The sequence below is a fragment of the Hydrogenophaga sp. RWCD_12 genome, from assembly GCF_046604225.1.
Classification (GTDB): domain Bacteria; phylum Pseudomonadota; class Gammaproteobacteria; order Burkholderiales; family Burkholderiaceae_C; genus Hydrogenophaga.
Genome location: NZ_JBKIXC010000005.1, coordinates 192,164 through 216,602, shown reverse-complemented (window position 1 = coordinate 216,602; position 24,439 = coordinate 192,164). Strand labels below are relative to the sequence as shown.

23 protein-coding genes are annotated in these 24,439 nt (G+C 67.6%); 12 read left to right on the top strand and 11 right to left on the bottom strand.

The genetic code is table 11. From position 1 onward, the window contains the following. Window positions 1-18: 18 nt before the first annotated feature. Together ACLIJ1_RS19590 and ACLIJ1_RS19585 are read right to left on the bottom strand one after the other, a co-directional pair. Window positions 19-1,158, bottom strand: a complete 1,140-nt coding sequence (locus ACLIJ1_RS19590; protein ID WP_411367235.1) for a DUF1501 domain-containing protein — start codon at window positions 1,156-1,158, stop codon at window positions 19-21. A gap of 4 nt (window positions 1,159-1,162) precedes the next feature. Then, entirely contained in the window at window positions 1,163-2,530 is a 1,368-nt protein-coding gene (locus ACLIJ1_RS19585) for a DUF1800 domain-containing protein (RefSeq protein ID WP_411367234.1), read from the bottom strand. 204 nt (window positions 2,531-2,734) lie between these two features. Here ACLIJ1_RS19585 and ACLIJ1_RS19580 point away from each other — a divergent pair, with 204 nt between their 5' ends. The 4 genes from ACLIJ1_RS19580 (at window position 2,735) to ACLIJ1_RS19565 (ending at window position 6,492) form a co-directional block, all read left to right on the top strand. Beyond that, window positions 2,735-2,893 (top strand): hypothetical protein, encoded by a 159-nt coding sequence (locus tag ACLIJ1_RS19580; protein ID WP_411367233.1) that lies wholly within the window; start codon window positions 2,735-2,737, stop codon window positions 2,891-2,893. Window positions 2,894-3,108: 215 nt separating this feature from the next. After that, window positions 3,109-4,665, top strand: coding sequence for a methyl-accepting chemotaxis protein (locus tag ACLIJ1_RS19575; protein ID WP_411367232.1), 1,557 nt, complete (start codon window positions 3,109-3,111; stop codon window positions 4,663-4,665). A gap of 114 nt (window positions 4,666-4,779) precedes the next feature. After that, window positions 4,780-6,144: a chromate efflux transporter gene (gene chrA / locus ACLIJ1_RS19570; RefSeq protein WP_411367231.1), complete on the top strand. Its 1,365-nt coding sequence runs from the start codon at window positions 4,780-4,782 to the stop codon at window positions 6,142-6,144. Window positions 6,145-6,159: 15 nt separating this feature from the next. Then, window positions 6,160-6,492, top strand: a complete 333-nt coding sequence (locus ACLIJ1_RS19565; protein WP_411367230.1) for a rhodanese-like domain-containing protein — start codon at window positions 6,160-6,162, stop codon at window positions 6,490-6,492. A 13-nt stretch (window positions 6,493-6,505) separates the two neighbouring features. Here the strand turns inward: ACLIJ1_RS19565 and ACLIJ1_RS19560 are convergent, their stop codons facing one another. Next, on the bottom strand, window positions 6,506-7,417 hold the full coding sequence (locus ACLIJ1_RS19560) for a sugar phosphate isomerase/epimerase family protein (RefSeq protein WP_411367229.1): 912 nt from the start codon (window positions 7,415-7,417) through the stop codon (window positions 6,506-6,508). Window positions 7,418-7,421: 4 nt separating this feature from the next. Continuing rightward, window positions 7,422-8,345 carry a 4-hydroxyphenylpyruvate dioxygenase gene (locus tag ACLIJ1_RS19555; protein WP_411367228.1) on the bottom strand — a complete coding sequence of 308 codons (924 nt, stop codon included), beginning with the start codon at window positions 8,343-8,345 and terminating at the stop codon, window positions 7,422-7,424. A 162-nt stretch (window positions 8,346-8,507) separates the two neighbouring features. Between ACLIJ1_RS19555 and ACLIJ1_RS19550 the strand changes: the two genes are divergently transcribed. Together ACLIJ1_RS19550 and ACLIJ1_RS19545 are read left to right on the top strand one after the other, a co-directional pair. Then, window positions 8,508-9,296 (top strand): IclR family transcriptional regulator C-terminal domain-containing protein, encoded by a 789-nt coding sequence (locus tag ACLIJ1_RS19550; protein WP_411367227.1) that lies wholly within the window; start codon window positions 8,508-8,510, stop codon window positions 9,294-9,296. A 24-nt stretch (window positions 9,297-9,320) separates the two neighbouring features. Then, window positions 9,321-10,856, top strand: coding sequence for a rhomboid family intramembrane serine protease (locus tag ACLIJ1_RS19545; protein ID WP_411367226.1), 1,536 nt, complete (start codon window positions 9,321-9,323; stop codon window positions 10,854-10,856). Between the two features lie 25 nt (window positions 10,857-10,881). On the opposite strand, the gene ACLIJ1_RS19540 is transcribed toward ACLIJ1_RS19545, so the two are convergent. From ACLIJ1_RS19540 to aroC, 3 genes are read right to left on the bottom strand one after another with little or no spacing between them, the layout of a single operon-like run. After that, window positions 10,882-12,237: a tetratricopeptide repeat protein gene (locus ACLIJ1_RS19540; RefSeq protein WP_411367225.1), complete on the bottom strand. Its 1,356-nt coding sequence runs from the start codon at window positions 12,235-12,237 to the stop codon at window positions 10,882-10,884. Window positions 12,238-12,295: 58 nt separating this feature from the next. Beyond that, window positions 12,296-13,468 (bottom strand): MFS transporter, encoded by a 1,173-nt coding sequence (locus ACLIJ1_RS19535; protein WP_411367224.1) that lies wholly within the window; start codon window positions 13,466-13,468, stop codon window positions 12,296-12,298. Further along, entirely contained in the window at window positions 13,461-14,561 is a 1,101-nt protein-coding gene (gene aroC / locus ACLIJ1_RS19530; RefSeq protein WP_411367223.1) for a chorismate synthase, read from the bottom strand. Before aroC ends, ACLIJ1_RS19535 begins: the two co-directional genes overlap by 8 nt. A 99-nt stretch (window positions 14,562-14,660) precedes the next feature. On the opposite strand from aroC, the gene ACLIJ1_RS19525 reads away from it, so the two are divergent. Continuing rightward, complete coding sequence (locus tag ACLIJ1_RS19525) at window positions 14,661-15,089, top strand: cupin domain-containing protein (RefSeq protein WP_411367222.1); 429 nt, start codon at window positions 14,661-14,663, stop codon at window positions 15,087-15,089. Window position 15,090: 1 nt separating this feature from the next. Here the strand turns inward: ACLIJ1_RS19525 and ACLIJ1_RS19520 are convergent, their stop codons facing one another. After that, window positions 15,091-15,747: a glutathione S-transferase gene (locus ACLIJ1_RS19520; protein WP_411367221.1), complete on the bottom strand. Its 657-nt coding sequence runs from the start codon at window positions 15,745-15,747 to the stop codon at window positions 15,091-15,093. 134 nt (window positions 15,748-15,881) lie between these two features. On the opposite strand from ACLIJ1_RS19520, the gene ACLIJ1_RS19515 reads away from it, so the two are divergent. Beyond that, window positions 15,882-17,099: a polyhydroxyalkanoate depolymerase gene (locus ACLIJ1_RS19515; RefSeq protein WP_411367220.1), complete on the top strand. Its 1,218-nt coding sequence runs from the start codon at window positions 15,882-15,884 to the stop codon at window positions 17,097-17,099. A gap of 63 nt (window positions 17,100-17,162) precedes the next feature. On the opposite strand, the gene ACLIJ1_RS19510 is transcribed toward ACLIJ1_RS19515, so the two are convergent. Further along, complete coding sequence (locus tag ACLIJ1_RS19510; protein ID WP_411367219.1) at window positions 17,163-17,633, bottom strand: CBS domain-containing protein; 471 nt, start codon at window positions 17,631-17,633, stop codon at window positions 17,163-17,165. Between the two features lie 117 nt (window positions 17,634-17,750). On the opposite strand from ACLIJ1_RS19510, the gene ACLIJ1_RS19505 reads away from it, so the two are divergent. Further along, window positions 17,751-19,061 carry an O-acetylhomoserine aminocarboxypropyltransferase gene (locus tag ACLIJ1_RS19505; protein WP_411367218.1) on the top strand — a complete coding sequence of 437 codons (1,311 nt, stop codon included), beginning with the start codon at window positions 17,751-17,753 and terminating at the stop codon, window positions 19,059-19,061. A gap of 2 nt (window positions 19,062-19,063) precedes the next feature. Beyond that, entirely contained in the window at window positions 19,064-19,882 is an 819-nt protein-coding gene (locus ACLIJ1_RS19500) for an alpha/beta fold hydrolase (RefSeq protein WP_411367217.1), read from the top strand. On the opposite strand, the gene ACLIJ1_RS19495 is transcribed toward ACLIJ1_RS19500, so the two are convergent. After that, window positions 19,819-20,157 (bottom strand): DUF2917 domain-containing protein, encoded by a 339-nt coding sequence (locus ACLIJ1_RS19495; RefSeq protein WP_411367216.1) that lies wholly within the window; start codon window positions 20,155-20,157, stop codon window positions 19,819-19,821. The two genes, ACLIJ1_RS19500 and ACLIJ1_RS19495, sit on opposite strands and share 64 nt — an antisense overlap. Before the next feature lie 194 nt (window positions 20,158-20,351). On the opposite strand from ACLIJ1_RS19495, the gene ACLIJ1_RS19490 reads away from it, so the two are divergent. Both ACLIJ1_RS19490 and ACLIJ1_RS19485 read left to right on the top strand, forming a co-directional pair. Then, window positions 20,352-21,866 carry a PLP-dependent aminotransferase family protein gene (locus tag ACLIJ1_RS19490; RefSeq protein ID WP_411367215.1) on the top strand — a complete coding sequence of 505 codons (1,515 nt, stop codon included), beginning with the start codon at window positions 20,352-20,354 and terminating at the stop codon, window positions 21,864-21,866. A gap of 43 nt (window positions 21,867-21,909) precedes the next feature. Beyond that, window positions 21,910-23,196, top strand: coding sequence for a cytochrome P450 (locus ACLIJ1_RS19485; RefSeq protein ID WP_411367214.1), 1,287 nt, complete (start codon window positions 21,910-21,912; stop codon window positions 23,194-23,196). Here the strand turns inward: ACLIJ1_RS19485 and ACLIJ1_RS19480 are convergent, their stop codons facing one another. Further along, the gene (locus ACLIJ1_RS19480; RefSeq protein WP_411367213.1) at window positions 23,197-24,432 is read right to left on the bottom strand and encodes a YihY family inner membrane protein; all 1,236 of its coding nucleotides are present in this window, start codon (window positions 24,430-24,432) and stop codon (window positions 23,197-23,199) included. Window positions 24,433-24,439 lie beyond the last annotated feature (7 nt).

Here is a 24,439-nt window from a genome sequence, read left to right as displayed (position 1 = left end):
CCTTGTCGCGCGGCGTCCTTAAGCGCGCAAGAGGCGCGGCACCGGCTGTGTGGGCCGGCCGGACGGGAACAGCACCGGTGCCAACCGGCTCGGCTCCAGCGCAAAGCTCTCCGCACACGCGGCGGTGATCAGCGCGTCCAGCGCCAGCGTCGGCTTCAGGTCGCGCCCGTCCTGCAGGTTGGCGGCCGACAGCCCCGGCCAGTCGGCCACGATCCGCCCACCGTCCACAGCACCCCCGACCAGCATCGCCACAGCCCCGGTGCCGTGGTCGGTGCCGCCCGTGCCGTTGGCCGCCACCGTCCGTCCGAACTCGGTGGCCACCAGAACCACCGTCTGGTCCCACACCGGCCCGAGTCCTTCCTGGAGGCCTGCCAGCAGCTTGTCCAGGTTCCGCAGCTGGGTGGCCAGCCGCGCCGCCTGGCCACTGTGCGTGTCCCAGCCGCTGGTCTCGATCATGGCGACACGGGGACCATCGGCGCGCCCCAGGAAGCCGGCCGCCATGCGGCCCAGCGCGCCCGCTTCCTGGCGGTTGGCACCACCGGCCATGCCGCCCGCCATGCTGCGCGCCTCCATCGCGGACGACCACAGCGCATGCAGTTGCCCGTCCTGCGCATACAACTGTTCCACGCGCATCAGCAGCTCCTCGTGGGCCTGCGGCAGCGCAGACGGCGCGTAGGAGGTCACCGGGACCACCCCCTGAAACGCCAGCGGGACAGCGGGAGAAAAGGCAATGGCCTCCTTGCCATTGCGCGGCAACACGCCCAGCAGCCGGTTCATCCAGCCGTCCTTGACCTGGTACGGCGCCGTGCCGCCGGACTCCAGAACGTTCTGCCCGTCAAAGTGGGAGCGGTCGCGGTACGGTGAGGCGACCGCATGGAAAAACGTCGCCTGCCTGGCGGCGTACAGCTGGTTCAGGTGCTCCAGCGAGGGATGCAGGGCAAAACTGCCATCCAGCTTCAGCGCGCTGGCCGGGTCGATGGCCAGTGCGCCTCGCGCGCTCGCATAGGCCGGGTCGGCGTAGGGGATCAGCGTGTTCAGGCCATCGGCCGCGCCGCGCTGGATGACAAAGACGAAGCGCCGCTCGGTGGCGGCCTTCGCGAACACGATGCGTGGGGCCGCCAGCAGTGCGGCGGAGCCCAGAAAGCGGCGTCGGTCCATGGCCTTATCTCCTCAGGAATTCGGGTGACACCAGCAGCAGCGCCAGGGCTGTTTCCGCGCTGTCAGCGCGGGCAATCCCGCCCGCCGTGGCCGTGGTCAGTGCATCGCCGGGCAACACCCGCGGCGCCAGCGCCCGGGCGTCGACGGTGTTGCCGGCCTGCTGGGCCAGACGCTGCGCGGTCTCCACCCGCCGGATCAGCGCGTCGGGCGCCGCCCAGGTTGCGGCCATGTCGCCGTAACCGGCCGGCGACCCGGGCCGCCACACCGGCTGGCCGAGCTGGTTCCACAGGTTGGTGGCCTGCTGGGGCGGCAACTCCCGCCGCCCCAGGGCGCGCAGGCTGGACACGCCCCAGTCCCACGGCGACTTGAACTTGGCCTGACCTGGCTCCCAGGCTTGCGGCGCAGCCACCAGCTCGCGGTAGAGGCTGGTCAGGTCACCGCCGGTGCGCAGGAAGCTGTCGGTCAGACGCTGTACCAGCCCGGGCGGGGGATCGTCCGCGACGAAGTGGCGCGCGAGCTTGGTCGCGATGTGCCGGGCGGTCGCGGGCGCGGTGGCGAGGTCATGGAGGATGGCGCGCGCCTGCGGCTCTCCGCCCTCGGCATAGCTGCGGCCAAGCACGGTTCGGGCGCCCGGTTCGTGCAGCGCAGCCACGAAGCGGAAGGTCGATCCGGCGCCGTCCTGCGGCGCATCGCCGGGCAAGGTCCAGCCGGTCAGTGCCCGGGCAAATTCGGTCACGTCGTCCTGCGTGTAGCCGCTGCGCACGCCCAGCGTGTGCAGCTCCAGAATCTCGCGCGCCAGGTTCTCGTTGAGGCCACGGCCCCGTGCCTGCCGTTCCTGCGCCCGCTGTCCGGCGGCACTGTCCGGGCCGATGGACTGGGCCTGATCCAGATACAGCAGCATCGCCGGGTGGCGCACCACCGCCAGCAGTAGGTCTTCAAAGCGCCCCAGCACGTTCGGGCGGATTGCTTCGGCCTCGAACCCGCCCGCCAGCCCGACCATCAGCAGCTTGTCCACCGACACCGCGAAGTGGTTGGACCAGAAGTGCACCAGCCGCTCAACGAAAGGGGTGTCCGTCTGCAGCGCGCTGGCGGTCCGGGCGCCCGCCGCGACCACATATTCATCCCGCCCCTGGCGCAGGTAGGCCTCCCGGATGCCGCTGCGTTGCCCTTCCGGGGCCTGGCGCACCGAGCGCTGCTGCGCCAGCCAGGCGTCGACGAGTCCCGGTGTGCGCGCTGCAGCCTTCCAGGCCGGCGGCAGCGCCTCGTACCGGTCGAACTGCGACAACAGCCAGCGCTGCGGGTCGGTGGGCGGCGGCTCGTCGGGTCGGGCGCCGAGGCCAAAGCGGTTCAGGGCTATCGCTGGAGCGTTCATCGCCGCATTCTCGGTCCAGTGAAGGCTGCCTTGGGTGAACGCATGGTGTCCGGCACGTAAAGAGACTCAAAGCCGGCGGCCTCGCCCACAGCTGACCGGCGCGACCGGCGTTCCACTTCGACCGGAAAGCCCTTTCCGGAAAACCTGATTCTTCCGGGCACGGCCTCCGCCGAGACTTGGGCAGTTCCAAACTCGGAGAAATACATGGACACCGTTTTTCTGATCGCCACCGCGGTGGCGGCCATCCTCCTGCTCACCACCCTGCTGGCCTGGTGGCAGCGCACCGAGCGGCGCGACCTCGCCTTGCTGGGTTCGCTCAGCGGCATCAGCAGCGCAGGCGCGGCGGTGTTGATGCTCGATTGAGTTCCGACCATTCCCGCGACCGGGCGTGACGCATTTGGCATGCATGTCTCACCCGGCACCAAAGCTGCGTCCGCGAGAAAGAAATGGACCCGATTGGTCCGGATGTTTGACCGTTAAGGCTCTTTCCGTGTGTCCGATACTGAACACAAGCACGCATGCCATGCCATCCGTTGTCCGGGTGCGCATCGAGATCGAACGTGCGAAGGAGTCCCCACGTGAAACAGCCGGTCCGGGTCCGCACCCAGCTATTGCTCCTGTGCGCCATGTTCGTCACCCTGCTGCTGGGCATCGGTGCCTTCGGTCTCTGGCAGGCGATTGCGCAAAGCCGCTCCATGCAGTCCATGTACCAGGACCGTGTGGTGCCGCTGCGGCAGATCAAGGCGGTCTCCGACATGTACGCGGTCAACATCGTCGACACCGCCCACAAGTTCGCCGACGGTGCGCTCAGCGCGGCTCAGGCGCGCGAATCCATCGCCCAGGCGCGGGCCCACATCGACAGCGAGTGGAAGGCCTACACCGCGACCTACCTCGTGCCCGAGGAAGTGGTGCTGATCGACAAGCTCAAGCCGCTGATGGCCGCGGCGGACGCCACCCTGCCCGGCCTGCACAAGCTGATCGATGCCGGCGACCGGACCGCCGTGGCGCGCTTTCGCGAACGCGAGATGTACCCGGTGTTCGACCCGATGCAGGGCGTGATCGGTGACCTGATCGGGCTGCAGCTGAAGGTGTCCGAAAGCATGTACAACACCTCGGAGGCGGGCGTGCGCACGCTGGTGCTGGGCATGGCCGCCGCCACGCTGGCCGCGATCGCGCTCGGTCTGGCGGCGTCGCTGTGGATCACCTGGCGGCTGACGCACCAGCTGGGGGCCGAGCCGCATGAGGTGCGGGCCGTGGCCGAGGCGGTGGCCGAAGGCGACCTCACGAACGACATCACAGTACGCCCGGGGTTCGAGTCCAGCGTGATGGCATCGATGCAGCGCATGACCCGCCAGCTCGCCAGCGTTGTCGCCGAGGTCCGACACAACGCCGACAGCGTGAGCACCGCCAGCAACGAGATCGCTCAAGGCACCCAGGACCTGAGCCACCGTTCCGAGGAGCAGGCCAGCGCGCTCGAAGAAACCGCCGCGTCGATGGAGCAGATCAGCGCCACCGTCCGCCAGAACGCCGACCACTCGCTGCAGGCCGACACACTGGCGCGCAAGGCCGCCGACGATGCCGCCGAAAGCGGTCAGCTCGTGGCGCGCATGGCGCAGACCATGGAGGCCATCGACGACGCCTCCGGCCGCATCACCGACATCGTGGGCGTGATCGACGGCATCGCGTTCCAGACCAACATCCTGGCGCTCAACGCTGCCGTCGAGGCGGCACGTGCGGGCGAACAGGGCCGCGGGTTTGCCATCGTCGCGGGCGAGGTGCGCATGCTGGCCCAGCGCAGCGCCGAGGCCGCGCGCGAGGTGCGCAGTCTCATCCACCGCAGCCACGAACAGGTCGAGCGTGGCACCGAGCTGACCAGGCATGCGGCCGCAAGCGTGCAGCACTCTGCGGCGGGCATCCAGCGGCTGAGCCAGCTGATGGCCGAGATCACCACGTCAAGCCGGGAACAGAACGACGGGCTGGAGCAGATCAATGTCGCGGTCAGCCAGATGGACCAGACCACGCAGCAGAACGCCGCACTGGTCGAAGAAAGCGCGGCGGCCTCTGCCAGCCTGCGCGACCAGGCCGGCCGGCTGGTGCAGGCGGTGTCGGGTTTCCGGTTGCCTGCGCAGGCCTGAGCCCGATATGATGCGCAGCTGAATCCTGCGGGGAACCTGCAGCCTCCCCGCTTCAAGACGCATTCGTCCAAGGTCTGCTCCAATCCGGGCACGTCGCCCGATGGAGAACTGCTTTTGGACAACGCTCCGCGTCAAACCCCCGATCCTTCCCCGAACCAGCCGCCCGCGCCGGTCACCCTGGCGCAGGCCGCACGGTACTGGTTCAAGCTGGGCCTGATCAGCTTCGGCGGCCCCGCCGGCCAGATCGCTCTCATGCACCGCGACCTGGTGGACGACAAGCGCTGGATCTCCGAGAAGCGCTTTCTGCACGCACTCAACTACTGCATGGTGCTGCCCGGGCCGGAGGCGCAGCAGCTGGCGACCTACATCGGCTGGCTGATGCACCGCACCTGGGGCGGCGTGCTGGCCGGGGCGCTGTTCGTGCTGCCCTCGCTGTTCATCCTGATCGCGCTGTCGTGGGTGTACCTCGCGTTCGGACACACGCCGCTGGTGGCCGGCCTGTTCTACGGCATCAAGCCGGCGGTGGTGGCGCTGGTGGTGCAGGCGGTGCACCGCATCGGCGGGCGCACCCTGCGCAACAGCTGGATGTGGGCGATCGCGACGGCGGCCTTCGTGGCGATCTTTGCGCTGCAACTGCCGTTTCCCGCGATCGTGGCGGGCGCGGCGCTGGTGGGCTGGATCGGCGGCCGCATCGCGCCGCAGGCCTTCCGCAGCGGCGGCGGCCATGGCGGGGCAAAGTCCACCGGTCTGCCGGCGCTGATCGACGATGACACACCGACACCGCCCCACGCCCGGTTCCGCTGGCGCCGGCTGGCGGCGGTGCTGCTGGCCGGTGCCCTGCTCTGGAGCTTGCCGATGGGTCTGCTGAACGCAAGCTTCGGCTGGTCACACCCGTTCACACAGATGGGCTGGTTCTTCACCAAGGCGGCGCTGCTGACGTTCGGCGGGGCCTACGCGGTGCTGCCCTACGTCTACCAGGGTGCCGTCACACATTACGGCTGGCTCACGCCGACGCAGATGATCGACGGGCTGGCACTGGGTGAGACCACGCCGGGGCCGCTGATCATGGTGGTGGCGTTCGTCGGCTTCGTCGGCGGCTACACGAAAGCGCTGTTCGGACCCGACGCGCTGTTCCAGGCGGGCGCGATGGCGGCCGCGCTGGTGACCTGGTTCACCTTCCTGCCCTCGTTCCTCTTCATCCTGGCCGGCGGCCCGCTGGTGGAGTCGACGCACGACGACCTGAAGTTCACCGCACCGCTGGCGGCCATCACCGCCGCCGTGGTGGGCGTGATCCTGAACCTCGCGCTGTTCTTTGCCTGGCACACCTGGTGGCCCCGCGGCGCCGACGGCGGAGTCGACCTCGTGGCGGTGGGCATCTCGGTGCTGGCGGCCATCGCACTGATCCGGTTCCAGCGCAAGGTGATCCATGTGATCGCAGGCTGCGCGGTGCTGGGCCTGCTGGCCCATGTCCTGACCTGAACCGGAGCAAACACCATGCATGCCATCTCACCTGAAGCCCTGACCAAAGCCCTGTCGGACGCCCAGCCACCTCTGGTGCTGGATGTGCGGCGCGCCGCTGCGAGAACCAAGTCCGGACGGCAAATCACCGGCGCCGTTTGGCGCGACCCGGCCCTGTGGCTGGACTGGAAAGACGAGATCGCCCAGCGCGCGCCGGTGGTGCTGTACTGCGCCCACGGACAGGAGATCAGCCAGGCGCTGACCACGGCGCTGCAGGTCCTTGGCGCGCGCGCCGTGTTTCTGGATGGTGGATTCGCGGCGTGGGAAGCCGGCGGTGGCACCTGCGAGCCCCTGCAACCCACCGCCTGAAAGCCAACGCCGGTCAGCCCAGCGACTTCAGGCGCATCTGGTTGGGCAGCGGCACCGAGCGGCGCAGCACGTCTTCGGCCAGCCAGAGCGCGGCGCGCCTGCCGCGCTCGGCGACCATCGGCAACGGCATCTGCTGGTAGTCGTCGTTGAAGACCTCGAAGCTGTAGTCGCCCGCGTAGCCCAGCTTGTCCAGCCGCAACACCAGGTCGACGATCTGTTCGCTGTGCACGCCTTCGCCGGGGAAGACGCGGAAGGTGCGCGCGGTGGCCATGCGCTCCTCGAAGGTCTTGGTCTCCTGCCACATGAAGTCGGAGAGCTGCACCAGGAAGATCTTGCTCGGGTCGAGGTAGTCGATCTCGTCCAGCGCGGTCTTGGCGGCGAAGATGTGGAACGAGTCGAGACCGATGCCCAGGTTGGGGCAGTCGGCGCGGCAGACCACGTCCCAGGACGCGGTGAACTCGTTGACCGTGCGGCCCCACGACAGGCCTTCGTAGGCGATCTTGATGCCCAGCGGCAGCGCCAGCATGGCCAGCTTGCGCAGGTCGCGCGCGATGTGGTCGAGGTCCTGCGTGGCGTGGGCCGAGGTCGACGAACAGGCCAGCAGCACCTTGCAGTCCAGCGCGGCGCACATCTCGAGCATGGCCTTGGCAATGTCAATCTTGTAGCTGTGCAGGTGGCCAGACAGGCCTTCGAAGTCGCGCAGCACCTGGAAGCCCGTGCCGCGCAGGCCGCTGGCCTTCACCGCGGCGACGCCAGCCTCGATGCCGCCCGGGTGGCCGTTGATGTCGTTGGCCTTGAGCATGACCTGCGAGAAACCGGCGGCCTTCATGGCGGCGAGCTTGGCTTCCAACGGGCCGGCCAGCGTGATGGTGTCCATGCCGAAGCCGGCGATGGCCTCGGCGATGGCGGCTTGGGTCGGTTTCATGGGCTCAGCCTCCAGTGCGCTGTTCGCTGTGCACCAGCTCGAACACCACCGAGCCCAGGTAGGTCTTGGTGATCGCGCCGCGCTGGTCGCTGTGCGCCGCTTCGGTCTCGACGAACTCGACCCCCAGCGCACGCAGCGCGTTCACAGCGGCCATCACGTCGGGGACGCCCAGGCCGATGCGCTGCAGCTTTTCGTCGGCGTCGTGCACGTTCACCGGCGGCTCGACCAGCTGCAGCATGAAGCGCCTGGACGCCTCCAGCGCCGGGGTGCGCAGCAGTGTGCCCTTGGGCATGATGCCGAAGCGCTGTTCGTCGGGGATCAGCTCGGTACCGAACAGCTCGTCGTAGAACGCGATCCAGTCGTTGCTGCGCTCGGGGCCGATGTACTGCACGATGCCGAAGAAGTGGATGCCGGCGGTGGGCGCCGGGCGCTGGTCGACCGTGGGAATCGGCACGAAGTCCACGTCGTAGATCGAGAACTCCTTGTAGCGGTCGACGAAGTAGATGCGGCTGCCGCCCGCACCGTGGATGGCGGGGATGTTCAGCTCCATCACTTCGGCGTGGGTCGCCACCGACCAGGCGCCGCGCTCGATCACGTAGTGGTAGGCGGCGCGGGCATCGCGCACGCGCAGCGCCATTGCCGAGATCGAGGGCACGTCGCTGCCGTGGCTGGCGCCCTGCGCGTCACTGGGATGGGCGTTGACGACGATGTTGAGGTCGCCCTGGCGGTACAGCAGGACCTCGCGCGACCGGTGACGGGCCACGGGCTTGAAGCCCATCATCTCCAGCACCTGGCCCAGGGCCTGCGGCTTGGTGGTCGCGTATTCGATGAACTCGATGCCGTCCAGGCCCAGTGGGTTGGCGGCGTCGCTGAATGAAGCTTGCAGCGGCTCGCGGCCAGCGGCGGGGTTGATCAGCAGATCACTCATGTTCCAGTCTCCATCAGATGCCGCGCGCAGCCCCGCCGCGCGCCGGTGTTGGTGCCAGCCAGCACTGTAGGCGCCGGGACGCCTGCCGGTGGCCGGAGACCTGGCCCATTCGTTCGATAATCGAACGCCCGACCGCGTTGATCGCACGATATCAGGGTTTATATGACGCAGAACCTGACCGCCTGGAACACACCGCCGCTGGAGAAACGCGACTGGATCGCCGGCCTCGAAAAAGGCCTGGCGGTGATCGAAGCCTTCGACGACCAGCACCCGCGCCTGACCGCCAGCCAGGCCGGCACCCGCTGCGGCCTCACACGCACCGCCGCGCGGCGCTACCTGCTGACGCTGGCGCACCTGGGCTATGTCGGCACCGACGGCAAGCTGTTCTGGCTGACACCGCGCATCCTGCGCCTGGGCCACGCCTACCTCGAATCGGCGCGGCTGCCTCGGCTGGTGCAGCCCTTCCTGCAGCGCATCGCGGGTGGCACGCAGGAGGTCGCATACCTGGGCGTGCTCGACGGCGGCGAGACGGTCTACATCGCGCGCAGCGGTGCGCACCGCCACATGAACACCGGCTACATGCTGGGCTCGCGCGTGCAGGCGCAGGTGACGGCAGCCGGCATGGCGATCCTGGCCAGTATGGGCGAGGCCGCAGCCGACGAATGGCTGGCGCCGCGCACGCTGGGCACCTTCACACCCTTCACCCTGTCGAGCAAGGAAGCGCTGCGTGGCGAACTGGCGCGCGTGCGGCGCCAGGGCTGGGCGCTGTCGGAGCAGCAGATGGAGCTGAACTTCCGCGGCATCGCGGTGCCGCTGCTGGACCGCAACAACCTGGTCCACGGCGCGATCAGCATCACCATGCCGATCAACCAGGAAACCAGCGAAGACGCCGTCAAGCGCGTGCTGCCGGTGTTGCAGGAAGCCGCGCGCAGCCTGCGCAACCTGATCTGAAACCGCTTTCTCCGGACGCCGCCGATGTTCTTTGCCATTCCCCTGGCCAACAAGCCCACCTGGAAATCACCGCCCTGGATGACGGTGCTGCTGATCGTCATCAACATGGCCATCTACTGGGGCTGGCAGGCGTCGGAAGACCAGAAGGTGGAGCGCAACGCCGAGCGTTATGCGGCCAGCGGCCTGGCCGCGATCGAGGTGCCGCGCTACATCGAACACCTCAGGCGCGCGCCCTCGACCGACGCGCGCAGCAAGGAGCACGTCGAGGCGATCGAAAAACACTGGGCGAAGAACGACGAGCAGCAACTGGCCGAGCAGCTCTATGTGGACATGTGGCACGAGCAGAACTTCCGCCAGGCCCTGCTGGCCGGCCAGGTGATCACGAAATCCGATCCGCAGTACGAACAGTGGCGCAGCCTACGGTCGCAGGTCACACCCTACGAGCCGCAACCCTTCACCTGGCGCTGGGCCCTGCATTTCGACCATGGGCTCACCGATCCCTCCGCCAACTGGCTGACCGCAACCTTTCTGCACGGCAGCACCGAACACCTGCTGGGCAACATGGTGTTTTTGTTCCTGTTCGGCTTCACGCTGGAGATGGCGCTCGGTGCGGGGGTCTACCTGGCGATGTACCTGCTCAGCGGCGTCGGCGCGTCGATGGCGTCGCTGTGGTCCCATGCCGGCGACCCGGGCATGGGCCTGGGCGCCTCGGGCGCGATCTCCGGGCTCATGGCGATGTACGTGGTGATGTACCGGCTGCGGCGCGTCAATTTCTTCTACCTGCTGCTGTTCTATTTCAACTACGCACGCTGGCCCGCGCTGGTGATGCTGCCGGTGTACATGGGGCACGAACTGCTGCAGCAATGGCTGGGCAACGACGGCGTGGACTACATGGCGCACCTGGGCGGGCTGACCTGCGGTGCCGTGCTGATGGCGCTGCTGATGTCGGTGAAAAAGCTCGAGGCTCCCTCGAACATGGCACCGGTCGAGGCCGCTCCCGCGAGCGAAGATGAGGCCGCCGCACAGGCCGCCATCGACCGCGCGCAGGCACTGACCGATGGGCTGGATTTCGCCGCCGCCAGCCAGGCCTGGCACCGCGCAGCCCGGCTGCGGCCGCGCGACGAAGCGGTACTGGCGCCGTGGTTCGATGTGGCGAAACACTTCCCGTCCAGCGACGAGTTCCACGCTGCGGCCAAGGGCCTGCTGACGCTGCCCGCAGCCGACTCGGCTGCCCGCCGGCGCCAGCACACGCGCTACCACGAGTACCTGAAGCTGGCCAAGCCCGGCGCCCGCCTGAGCGGCGGCACCCTGGTCCACCTGGTCGTGTCGTTCGTGAAGCTGCAGGCCTGGGACGATGCCCAGCACCTGGCAAGGGTGCTGCACCGCAGCTCTCCGGTTCACCCGCAATGGCCGGCGACTCTGACCCTGCTGGTGAACCAGCTGGTGCACCACAAGCAGTTCGAGGCCGCCATGGGCTGGCTGCCTGCACTGATGGTGCACGCGCCCGAGGATCCGGTGACCCGGATGCTGGCCCGCCGCGATCCTCCCGCCGCGCCCTGAGCAGCGGCACAGCCAGCGGCCTGGTTCAGGTGGCGCCTGCCACCGCTCCGGTGTGCTCCCGCAGCAGCCACGCTGCTTCCTGCGTACTGGGGTGCTGCGGAAAGTGTTTGGCCATGGCGCGGTACACCGCCAGCGCCTGCTCCGTGCGGCCCAGGCCCTGGTGCAGCACGCGCGCAATCAGTTCGTAGGCCTTGGGCACCGCCGGGTCGCGCGGGTAGCGCTTGTCGAAGCCCTTGAGCAGTGCCAGCGCCTGCTGGTGGTCCAGCCCCTTCCAGGCCAGCTGCGCCAGCGTCAGGGTCAGCTCGGCCGACTCCAGCGACAGCTCCGGGCACTTGGGCAGGGTGGCGGCGTAGACCTGCAGCGCTTCCTGACCCTTCTGCTCCTTCATCAGGCTCTGGATGACCTTTTGCGTGAACCAGGCCAGCGTGTCCTTCTTGTCGGTCAGCAGCAGCACCCGGTGGTAGCGGCGCTGGTCGTTCAGCGATTCGGGGTTGGCGCGCTGCCAGTCGTAGGCGAGCTCGTGGGCTTCCTTGATGCTGCCGTCCTTGATCAGTGCGGCCACCTGCGCATCGCGCTCACGCACCACAGGGTCCACCACCGGTCCGGAGCGGCGCGCTCCCTGTCCGGCCTGGATCAGTTCGCTGGAAGGGTCCTGCACCAGATCGATGTCCAGGTTCTCATGGTTCTGGAACATCACATACCCGACCATGCTCGCCGTGACCCAGGAGAAGTACACCAGCACGAAAGCCATCACCGGGGCGATCAGACCCTTGGGCGCCAGCGGCAGCAGCAGGCCCCAGGCCACCGGCATGCCCGTGCTCAGCAGCAGCATGAACACGCACAGCAGCAGGTACGGCATGCCGACCGCTGCGATCGCCCGCAGCAGCGCCGACGGGTTGATCGCACTGAGAAAGCTCGTGGTCTGAATCAGCACCATCAGCGTGGCAGGCACCAGCAGCGACGAGATCAGCCGGCCAATGTCTCCCAGCCCCTCGCCGGCCGTCATCAGCAGGGAGATGACGAAACCGTGCACCAGCAGCACACCGAGGAACTTCCACGGCAGGTTGGTCCAGGCCGGATCGCTGCGCGCGTTGTCGTAGTCGGAACTGTTCAGCACGCCCATCGAGGCCATTGCCGAGACCTTGAAGCTGTAGCGGGCGGTGGCCAGCAGGATGCCGATGACGACAAAGAAGCCGATCAGCTCCGAAACCATCACCGTCAGCGAGCACAGCGACAGGAACACCGCGTACATCAGCGGCCTGGCCTGGAACGGGAACAGGAAGAAGGCGTTCAGCCGGTGCCAGAACGGGGGTATTTTGGGAGCGGATCGGGTGTCGCGGGTTCGGGTGCTGGTGGTGCTGGACGGGTTGTGCGTACTCATGGTGTGTGTGACAGCAGAAACAATGGGTAACAAAACCATTGTGCCCGCGGCCAGACGCTCATCCAGACCGGCGGTCCAGCTGCCGCAACCGCACAGCGCACAAAGTGGCGACCACGGCCAGCCCACCGGCCAGCCAGAACACCGACGACAGGCCCAGCGCCGAGGACAGCACACCACCGCCCAGCCCACCCAGCACGCCTGGCAGCCCGTAGCCGATCACGGTGTAAAGCGCCTGGCCGCGACCTCGCAGCCGGCCCGGAAAGTGGTGCGAGAGCAGCGCAATGCAGACGGTGTGGTGGGCCGCAAAGGTGATCGCGTGCAGCGCCTGCGCCGCCAGCAGCAGCGGCCAGACGGATGGCAGACCCGCCGTGATGCCCATGCGCAGCACCATCAGACCCGAAGCCAGCACCAGCCAGCCCGTCAGCGACAGCCGGTGCAGCCAGCGCCCCTGCGTGAAGAACCAGCCGATCTCGATCAGCACCGAGGCAGCCCAGAGCAGGCCGATCAGGGTCTTGCTGTAGCCCAGCGAATCCAGGTAGAGCGAGAAGAAGACGTAGATGAAGATGTGCGAGAGCACATGAAAGAACACTGCCGCGAAGAACCAGCGCACCGCCGGCTGGCGCAGCAGCGGCCAGACGGCCGGATGGTCGTCGTCGTGGTGCACCGACTCCTTGAAGTCGGGCAGCAGCCAGACGCTCACCACCACCGCGATCAGCGTCACCAGGGTCCAGGCCGGGAAGTGCCCCAGACCAAAGTGCTCGAACCACCAGCCCGCCACCATCACCGTGACCAGAAAACCCAGCGAGCCCCAGAGCCGCACGCGGCCATAACGCTTCGCATCGAACGCCCCACCCTGACTCACCAGGTGCGCGAGCGCTGCCTCGCTCATCGGCATCATGGCGCTGGTGTGGGTGAACATCAGCAGCAGCACCACGAACAGCGCCACCGGCCCCAGCGGGAACCACAGCGCCAGCGAGAAGATGAGTGCCGCCGTGGCGCCGTAGCGCAGCAGCTTGACGCGCTCTCCCGTTCGGTCAGAGAGCGTGCCCCAGGCGTAGGGAGCGAAAAGGCGCGTGGCCGACTGCACCGAGGTCAACACACTGATCGCGAACAGCCCGAACCCCAGGTCTTTCAGCCAGAGCGGAAGGTAGGGGTTGAAGAAGCCAATGTGCGCGAAGTAGCTGGCCGAAAGCGCTGCGAAAGGCAGCAGCTGCTTGCGTTGTTCAGCCACGCGATGCGGCAGCGATGTCCGGGGTGTCCACGTGAACGTCGCCGCACTGCGCACGGTGTCGCAGCGCGTGGTCCATCACCACCAGCGCCAGCAACGCTTCCATGATGGGCGCGGCGCGGATACCCACGCAGGGGTCGTGGCGGCCCTTGGTGATGACCTCGGTCGGCGCACCGGCCACGTCGATGGAGTCGCGCGGGATCAGGATGGAGCTGGTGGGCTTGATCGCGATGGACACGTCCAGGTCCTGCCCGGTGCTGATGCCGCCGAGCACGCCGCCGGCCTTGTTGCCGACAAAGCCGCCGGGGGTCAGCGAATCGCCGTGGGTGCTGCCTTTGTCGGCCACCGACGCAAAGCCGGCGCCAATTTCGACGCCCTTCACGGCGTTGAGACCCATCATCGCGTAGGCGATGTCGGCGTCCAGCTTGTCGTACAGCGGCTGGCCCAGCCCGACCGGCATGTTCTTTGCCACCACGCGCAGGCGTGCGCCGCAGGAATCGCCGCTCTTGCGCAGTTCGTTCATGTAGGCCTCCAGCGCCGACACGTCGGCCACCGGGGCGAAGAACGGGTTGTTGGGCACATGTTCCCAGCTCTCGAAGCCGATTGGCACCTCGCCGATCTGCGTCATGCAGGCGTGGAAGGTGGTGCCGAACTTTTCCTTGAGCCACTTCCTGGCCACCGCGCCGGCCGCCACCGTCGGCGCCGTCAGCCGGGCCGAGCTGCGGCCGCCGCCGCGCGGGTCGCGGATGCCGTACTTCTGCCAGTACGCGTAGTCGGCGTGGCCAGGGCGGAAGGTCTGAAGGATGTTGCCGTAGTCCTTGCTGCGCTGGTCGGTGTTGCGGATCAGCAGGGCGATCGGCGTGCCGGTGGTCTTGCCTTCGTACACGCCAGACAGGATTTCCACCGCGTCGGGTTCGTTGCGCTGGGTCACGAACTTGCTGGTGCCGGGGCGGCGGCGGTCCAGATCGTGCTGAATGTCGGTTTCGGTCAGCGACATGCCGGGCGGGCAGCCGTCGATCACGCAACCGATGGCCGGGCCGTGGGACTCACCGAAGTTGGTGACGCAAAACAGGGTGCCGAAGGTGTTTCCGCTCATGGGCAGGGATTATCCCCGAGCCCAACGGATGGATTGGCGCGCTTTGTGCAACGCACAAACCGCAGCCATTTCGCTGCCCAAAACCCAAAGGAGCGCACCATGCTGGACAAAACAGGCACCCTTTTCTCCCATGTGAAGCCCGGCGAAACCGAGTTTGTGCGTGGCGGCTTGCGCGACTTCTTCCTCTACCGCGACCTGGGCGTGGCCGCCGCCACCCATGGCAAGGTGGTCGCGCACCTGGTCAAGGCCAACCTGCCGCCCGACGGTGGCACCGGCTGGCACATCCACGTCGCCGACTTCCAGATCGTGGTCATGACCAAGGGCTGGGCGAAGTTCATGTACGAGGACAAGGTGACCCTGGTCGAGGCCGGCGACGTGGTGCACCAGCGCCCGGGCATCCGCCACTACCTGTTCGACTACTCGCCCGACATGGAGTACCTGGAAATCGTCGGCCCTGCCGACTTCCAGTCGCTGCCGGTGGACCCGGTCTGCGAGATCCCGGCCCCGACGCCGTGGAACGAACCCTGATTCAGAACTCTGCGTCGAGCTCGTCGATCTCGTCGGGCTCTTCTTCGGCGGCCGCAACCCACTCCTTCATGGCCGGCAAGGCCATGACGGTCTCACAGTAGGCGACACAGGGCAGATCCAGCGGCACGTCGTAGGTGATGAACCGCGTCACCACCGGCGCGAACATCGCGTCGGCGATGCAGGGCTTTTCGCCAAACAGGTAGGGGCCGCCGTAGGTATCGAGGCACTCGTTCCAGATCGACTCGATGCGCTCGATGTCGGACTGCGCGCGCGACCAGACCTTGAAGCCCGGAAAGTGGGCCTTGATGTTCATCGGCAGCGAGCTGCGCAGGGCCGAGAAGCCCGAGTGCATTTCGCCGCAGATGGCGCGGCAATGTGCACGCGCCTTGCGGTCGGCCGGCAGCAGGCCAGCCTTGGGCTTGATCTCGTTGAGGTACTCGCCAATCGCCAGCGTGTCCCAGACATGCACGCCGTCGTGATCCAGCGATGGCACGCGCATCGAGGCCGACAGCAGCAGCATCTCGGCCTTCATCGCCGGATCGTCGGGCGAGATCACGTGTTCGTCGAAATCGAGCTTCGCGAGCCGGCACATGAGCCAGCCGCGCAAGGCCCAGGCACCGTAGTTCTTGCTGCTGATCGTGAGTACCGCCTTGGCCATGTCTTGCTCCTCTTGAAGCAGACCCAAGAGCAATCCCTGTGCCACCTTTGTGCATGCTTCGCGCACCGCCCCGGTGCGGTTCTCTCTGGTCCGTTCCTTGCGTGAGTCCGGAACATCCCAAAGGAAGGACCGACATGCTGTATCAGGCCTACCAATTTCAGTCCGACCTGGTCTCCCCGCTGCGGCTGGCGGCACAGCACCTGAGTGCGTCGCTGTGGATCCAGAAAACCGAGCGCACGGTGGTGCGCAAGGTGGCGGCCGCCTGCGACGTGCTCTCGCGCCTGCGCCTGACGCATTCGCGCCCTCCCTACAACATCCATTCGGTGACGATCGGCGAACAGGAGGTGCCCGTCGTCGAAGAGGAGGTGCTGAAGCTGCCATTCGGCACCCTGCTGCGCTTTCGCAAGACCGGCGCCGACCTGCCCGAGCAACCCAAGGTGCTGCTGGCCGCGCCGCTCTCGGGCCACTTCGCCACGCTGCTGCGCGAAACCGCTCGCACCCTGTTGCAGGACCACGAGGTCTACATCACCGACTGGCACAACGCCCGCGACGTCTCGCTGGCCCATGGTGGCTTCAGCCTGGACGACTACATCAGCTACCTGATCCGCTTCACCGAAGCGGTCGGCCCCGGCTCGCACATGGTTGCGGTGTGCCAGCCCTGCGTGGCCGCGCTCGCCGCCACCGCCGTGATGGCCGAAGACGACAACCCCGCGCAGCCGCGCAGTCTGACGCTGATGGCCGGCCCGGTGGACTGCCGCGTCAACCCGACCGAGGTGAACAAGCTCGCGACCAGCAAGCCCATCGACTGGTTCGAGAAAAACCTGATCAGCCATGTGCCGCTGCCGCACCCAGGGTTCATGCGGCGCGTCTACCCCGGCTTCGTGCAGCTCAGCGCCTTCATGAGCATGAACCCGGAACGCCACAAGCAGTCGTTCCGCAACATCTACGACCACCTGGAACACGGCCGGGTCGAAGAAGCTGCGGCGATCCAGAACTTCTACGAGGAGTACCTGGCGGTCAACGACCTGCCGGCCGAGTTCTATCTGGAGACGGTGGAGAAGGTGTTCCAGACCTACGACCTGCCCCGCGGTGTGCTGAGCTACCAGGACCGCACGGTGAATCCGGCCGCGATCCGGCGCACCGCGCTGATGACCGTCGAAGGCGAACGCGACGACATCTGCTCGGTCGGCCAGACCGTGGCGGCGCAGGACCTGTGCAGCAGCGTGCGCCCCTACCTCAAGACCCACCACATCCAGACCGGTGTCGGCCACTACGGCGTGTTCAGCGGCCGCAAGTGGAACCAGCAGATCTACCCAAGGGTGCGCGACCACATCCACGCCTCGCTCGGCTGAGCGACACCCCCTCATGCAAAACGCCCCGCATGCGGGGCGTTTTTTCATCTGGTCACCAACGGATCAGGGAAAGTTCGGCTCGTTCTTGCCTTCGGAGTCTTCTTCCGGCCAGTCGCGGATGTAGGCCTTGAGCATCTTGTTTTCGAAGTTCTGCGCGTCGACCACGGCCTTGGCCACGTCGTAGAAGCTGATCACGCCCATGAGCATGCGGTTCTCGATCACCGGCATGTAGCGCGCGTGGCGGTCGAGCATCATGCGGCGGACTTCGTCCATCTCGGTCGCCATGGTGCAGGTCAGGGGACCGGGGTCCATGGCGCGGTAGACGGTGGTGCCACCGAAGGCGCCGCCGTTCTTGACCAGGGCGTTGATGACTTCACGGAAGGTGAGCATGCCGACCACCAGTCCGTTGGACATCACGACCAGGGATCCGATGTCCTTTTCGGCCATGAGCTGGGCGGCTTCGGCCAGGCTGTCCTCGGGGGTGGTGGTGTAGAGCGTATTGCCCTTGACACGCAGGATGTCGCTGACCTTCATGGCACTTCTCCTCGGGATGGATGCTGTCGCCCGCTGCGCAGGCGTGGGAACGAATATAGCCCACAATCTGCGCGAACAACACACCGGGTTCGCCCGGAGGCCACCCTGGAGACACGCATGCCCGGCTATTCCGATCCCGGCTTCGACACCCTGGCGCTGCACGCCGGCGCCGCCCCCGACCCGACCACCGGCGCCCGCGCCGTGCCCATCCACCTGACGACCTCGTTCGTCTTCGAGTCCAGTGACCACGCCGCCGCCCTGTTCAACCTGGAGCGCGCCGGCCACGTCTACAGCCGCATCAGCAACCCGACCAACGCGGTGTTCGAGCAGCGCATGGCGGCGCTGGAAGGCGGCATCGGTGCGATCTCCGTCGCCAGCGGCCAGGCCGCGCTGCACCTGTCCATCGCCACACTCATGGGCGCGGGCTCGCACATCGTCGCCAGCACGGCGCTCTACGGCGGCAGCCAGAACCTGCTTCACTACACGCTGCGCCGCTTCGGCATCGAGACCACCTTCGTCCAACCCGGCGACATCGACGGCTGGAAGGCTGCCGTGCGACCGAATACGAAGCTGTTCTTCGGTGAGACCGTGGGCAACCCGGGCCTGGACGTGCTGGACATGCCGACCGTGGCGCAGATCGCGCACGAGGCCAAGGTGCCGCTGCTGGTCGATTCCACGCTGACCACGCCCTACCTCGTCAAGCCGTTCGAGCTGGGCGCCGATCTGGTCTACCACTCGGCCACCAAGTTCCTGTCCGGCCACGGCACCGTGATTGGCGGCGTGGTGGTCGACGCCGGCAGCTTCGACTGGGAGACCAGTGGCAAGTTCCCCGAATTGACCGAACCCTACGACGGCTTCCACGGCATGACCTTCAGCGAGGAGAGCACCGTGGGTGCCTTCCTGCTGCGCGCGCGCCGCGAAGGCCTGCGCGACTTCGGCGCCTGTCTCAGCCCGCACAGCGCCTGGCTGATCCTGCAGGGGCTGGAGACGCTGCCGCTGCGCATGGAGCGGCACATGTCCAACACCGAGAAAGTCGTCGCTTTCCTCGCCAGCCATCCGCTGGTCGGCCGCGTCGGCCATCCGCTGCTCGAATCGCACCCCAGCCACGCACTGGCAAACAAGCTGCTGCGACATGGCGCCAAAGGCGCCGGCTCGGTGTTCAGCTTCGACATCAAGGGCAGCCGTGATCAGGGCAAGGCCTTCATCGAAGCACTCAAGATCTTCAGCCACCTCGCCAACGTGGGCGACTGCCGCTCGCTGGTGATCCACCCGGCCTCGACCACGCACTTCCGCATGAGCGACGAGGCGCTGGCGGGCGCTGGCATCGGCCCGGGCACGATCCGCCTGTCCATCGGACTGGAAGATCCGGACGACCTGATCGACGATCTGAAGCGCGCGCTCAAAGCGGCCGAGAAAGCGGGGGCCTGACCATGTACCTGCAAGTCAACGGCGCCAGCACCTACTGCTACACCGGCGGCAAGGCCTTCGACGCGGCCAAGCCCACCGTCGTTTTCGTCCACGGCGTGCTCCACGACCACAGCGTCTGGATCCTGCAGAGCCGCTACCTGGCCAACCACGGCTGGAACGTGCTGGCGGTGGACCTGCCGGGCCATTGCAAGAGCGGCGGTGAAGCGCCTTCGACGGTCGAGGAAGCGGCGGACTTCGTCGGCGCCCTGCTCGACGCGGCCGGCGTGCGCAAAGCCGCGCTGGTCGGTCACAGCTGGGGTTCGCTGATCACGATGGAGGCCGCGGCGCGCCTGAAGGACCGCGTGACGCACGCGGTGCTGGTCGGCACCGCCTTCCCGATGAAGGTCTCACCCGCGCTGATCGATGCCTCGCTGAACGAGCCCGAGAAGGCACTGGCCATGGTCAACGTGTTCTCGCGCTCGACCCTGGCCGCACCTCCGTCGGCGCTTGGCCCGGGCACGTGGGTCTACGGCGCCAGCATGGCGCTGGGCCGGCGTGTGCTGCGCAGCAATGCCAAGGTCAACCTGTTCCACCGTGGCTTCGTCGCCTGCGACCGCTACGCGGGCGGCGAGGCGGCCATGGCCGCCCTCACCTGCCCGGTGCTGTTCCTGCTCGGCGGGCTGGACCAGATGACCCAGCCCAAGGCGGCGCAAGGCCTGATCAAGGCGGCCAGGGAAGCCGGCAAGGCGGTACAGGTGGTCACCCTGCCGGTCGGCCATCACCAGATGACCGAAACCCCGGACCTGACCCTGTTCGCGATCCGCGACTTCCTCAAACGCTGAAACCAGCTGGGCGCCGGCTCGACCAGCGGGGTGAGCACATATTCGCTGTAGAGCTCGGGACGGGTGCGGGCAGGTTCGGCGTCGGCGCCAACCACGATCCAGTCCTGCAGCAGGTCGACCACCGAACCCGGGCCGAGAAACAGGTCCTGCGCCACGTTGGGCTGCGTCAGCCAGACCCGGCCACTGACCACCCGCAACCGCATGCCGGCGCTGGCGTTGATCACGCGGGTCTGCTGGGGCAACAGGCGGGTCGGAGCGGGATGGGTGGTGTGCATGGCGAACCTTTCGTGAATGAGGCTCTACTGTCGGGATTTCCCCGCCCGCGTGACAGACACACAGATGCACCAGAACAGCCTTTCAACGGTACACAGATGCCCATCTGTGTGCCCCGTTTGGCGGTCATCTGTACTGGTCCCCACACACCTTTTGAAGGGCTGGCCGGACAGTGCTCGGTTAGCATGGGAACGCCATGTCCGAGCCGCCCCAGCACCCCACGCTGCGCCCGGTCCCACCGGTTTCGCCGCCTCCCGAACCTGCATCGCCGCTGTACCAGCAGATCGCGCAGGCACTCGCACAGCTGATCCACGGCGGCACCCTCAAGGCCGGACAGCGGCTGCCCTCGGTGCGCGAGACTGCGCTGACCCATGGCGTCTCGATCTCCACCGCCATGCAGGCGTACCGCCAGCTCGAAGAACAAGGCCTGGCGCAGGCACGGCCCAAGGCTGGCTACTTCGTGCGGCGCCCGCAACGCATCGCCCAGCCAGGCCTGAGCGCACCGCCGCAGCGCAGCTTCCTGATCGAGCACCAGACCCGCTCCGAGAGCTTTGCCATGCTGCACCAGCCGGGCGACCGCGCCAGCTTCGGCGGCTTCTCGCCGAAGCAGAGCGCGCTGTTCGACGAAGAGCGGCTGCGGGTGGCCATCGGCCGCGCCTCGCGCGTGCACCGGCACAGCCTGACCGAATACAACAAGGCCGACGCCGGCCGGCCCGCCCTGCGGCAGGCGGTTGCGAGGCGCGCGCTGCACCTGGGCTGCGCGCTCGACGCGGCCGATATCGTGATCACGGCCAGTTGCACGCAGGCCGTGAGCCTCTGCCTGCGGGCGGTGACGGTGCCGGGCGATGTGGTGGCGCTGGAATCGCCGACCTTCTTCGGCTACCTCGACCTGATCGAGTCGCTGGGTCTGCGCGTGCTGGAAATCCCCACGCATCCCGCCACCGGTCTGTCGCTGCCTGCACTGGAACTGGCGCTGGACACGCAGCCGGTCAAGGCTGTCCTCGCCGCGCCGACGCTGTCCAACCCGCTGGGCTCGGTGATGCCGCTGGCGGCCAAGCACAAACTGGTGAAGCTGCTCGCGCAGCGCGGCGTGCCTCTGATCGAGGACGTGGTGTTCAACGACCTGCTGGCCGGCGACGAGCGGCGCAAGGCGGCCAAGTCGTTCGACGCGGACGGCCACGTCATGGTCTGCGGCTCGTTCGCCAAGACGCTCACACCAGGCATCCGCCTGGGCTGGGTCGAGGCCGGCCGTTGGCGCGACAGCGTCGCTTCCAGCAAGCGCCTGCAAGGCGCCGCCACGCCCGTCGTTCTCGAAGAAGCGCTGGCCGACCTGCTGACCCAGGGCAGCTACGAGGCCCACCTGCGGCGGCTGACGACCTTCATGAACCAGCGCCGCAACGAAGCCCGGCGCCTGATCGCGCACCACTTTCCCGCCGGCACCCGCGTGAGCAACCCGCCCTCGGGCGACACGCTCTGGCTGGAACTGGAACCGGGCTTTTCCAGCATGGAACTGTTCCGCCGCTGCGCCGCCGAAGGCATCACCTTCGGCCCCGGCGAGTTCTTCACCGCCACCGACCGCTACCGCCACTGCCTGCGGCTGAACTTCTCCGGGCCGTGGAACACGCAGCACATGCAGGCGCTGGCACGCATCGGCGAGATCGCCCATGCCATGCAGGCCGAGGACCGCCCTCCCGAACGCCGCCGCGCCTAGGTGACGGGCCCGGGCACCGGTGCGCTGCCACAATGGCCGGACCATGATCCAGCCGCACCAGATCACCCCGCCGATGAGCGCCGAACGGGCGCGCGAAATCGCCGACAGCTTCGACCTGCGCGCGCTGCCAGCCGACTTTCTCGCCAACCCGTTTCCGGTCTACGCCGTGCTGCGCGAGACCGCTCCGGTGCGGCGCATGCCCGACGGCTCGGTCTTCCTCACGCGCCACGCCGACCTGATGGCGGTGTACCGCGACGCGGCGGTGTTCAGCTCGGACAAACACGTCGAGTACGGCCCCAAGTACGGCGTGGACTCGCCGCTGTACGAGCACCACACCACCAGCCTGGTGTTCAACGACCCGCCGCTGCACACGCGGGTGCGCAAGCTGATCATGGGCGCCCTCACCCGCCGCGCCATTGCCGACATGGAGCCGGGTCTGGTGGCGCTGGTCGACAGCCTGCTGGACCGCATCGAGGCGCAGGGCGGCGGTGACCTGGTCGAGGATTTCGCCTCGGCCATTCCGGTGGAGATCATCGGCAACCTGCTGGGCGTGCCACATGAAGATCGCGGGCCGCTGCGCGGCTGGTCGCTGGCCATCCTGGGTGCGCTCGAACCGGTGCCTACGCCCGAGCAGCACGCGCTGGGCAACCGCAGCGTGACCGAGATGCTGGACTATCTGCGCGGCTTGGTGGCCGAGCGGCGCAAGGCCCCCGGCGACCCGGAGCGCGACGTGCTCACGCGACTGATCCAGGGCGAAGCCGGCGGCGACCAACTCAGCGAGGTCGAGCTGCTGCAGAACTGCATCTTCCTGCTCAACGCCGGCCACGAGACCACGACCAACCTGATCGGCAACGGCCTGATCCTGCTGCAGGAGTTCCCAGACCAGCGCGAGCAGCTGCTGGCCGACCTGCGCGCAGTAGGGGATGCCTCGGCGAAAGAACAGGTGCTCACGCTGGCGGTCGACGAATGCCTGCGCTACGAGTCGTCCAACCAGCTGGGCAACCGGCGCGCGCTGTCACCGGCGTCGGTCGGTGGTGTGGCGCTGAACGAAGGCACGCTGGTCACGCTGTGCATCGGCGCCGCCAACCGGGATCCGGCCGTGTACGACCAGCCGGAAACCCTGAACCTGCGCCGCGAAGGCAACAAGCACCTGGCCTTCGGTTTCGGCATCCACCAGTGCGCAGGCCTCAGTCTGGCGCGGCTGGAAGGCCGCATCGCCATCGGGCGTTTTCTGGACCGCTTTCCGCGTTTTGAACTCAGCGAAACGCCGGTGCGTGGCGGCAGGGCTCGGTTCCGCGGCTTCCTGTCGGCGCCGTTCCGGACCGCCTGATCAGGGCACGGACGGGGTGGTCAGCACCTGGGCGACCGTCTTGTCCCGAAGACCGGTGACCGACCAGAAGGCTTCGGTGCTGGGAGAGTCGGGCAACAACAGGCGCTGCGCCAGCGGCGCGACCGGCATGTGCACCGGGTCCTGCAGCAGCACATAGCGCTCGTCCGCTTCGTCCAGCCGCCCCAGCCAGTCCAGCGCCACCATGGCGCCGATCGGATCTTCGAGGTGCAGCGGATCGACCCGCAGCGCCTGCGCCAGCGCCTCCAGACTCAGGCCACGCGCCGGGGTTTCTCGCACCGCCTGCAGCTGCGCCAGCGACTCCAGCGCCAGCTGGAAGCGCCAGCCGGGATAGTTGCCGCGCCGCGCGATGCCCGAGAGCAGGCTGGGCAGGTAGGCCGCCACCACGGCGCCCAGCAGCACGATCACCCAGGCCACGTAGAACCAGACCAGCAGGATCGGCACGGTGGCGAAAGTCCCGTAGACCAGCGAATAGGTCGGTACCTTGCCCAGGTACCAGGCCAGCACACCCTTGGCGATTTCCAGCGCGCCGGCGGTGAAGAACCCGCCGACCAGGGCATGGGTCCAGCGTACCTGGGTGTTGGGCACAAAACGGTAGAGCGCGGCCATGCCGGCGGTCATCAGCGCGAACTGCAGCGAATCCAGCAGCAGCTTCACCGTGCCCGAGCGCACCACGCCGTCCGCCCCCGAGAGCGCATACGAAGTGCCGGCCAGGCTGGCCGCCAGCAGCAGTGGCCCCAGCGTGAGCACGGCCCAGTAGACCAGGATGCGCTGCGTCAGCGGCCGGGCGGTGCGCACGCGCCAGATGTCGTTGAGCTTGCGGTCGATGGTCAATATCAGCGCGAGCGCAGTGCCCAGCAGGAACAGCGCTCCCACCCAGCCCATCTGCCCGGCCTTCGCGGCGAACTGGTTGAGATAGGCCAGCACCTGCTTGGCGATGTTCTCGGGCACCAGGCTCTCGATCAGCCAGCGCTGCAGTGTCGCCTGCAGGCGGGCGAACATCGGGAAGGCGCTGAAGATCGCCAGCGCCACGGTGAACAGCGGCACCAGCGAAATCGTGGTGGTGAAGGTCAGGCTCGACGCAGTCACCCCCAGCCGGTCTTCGCGGAAGCGTTCTCGCAGTGTCAGCGCCGTGTTGCGCCAGGGAAAGCGCAGCAGGTCTTGCCAAAGGGCGGCCAGCAGGGTCTGTGCGCGGTCCAGGCGCTCGGAAAAAGTCATCCCGGTA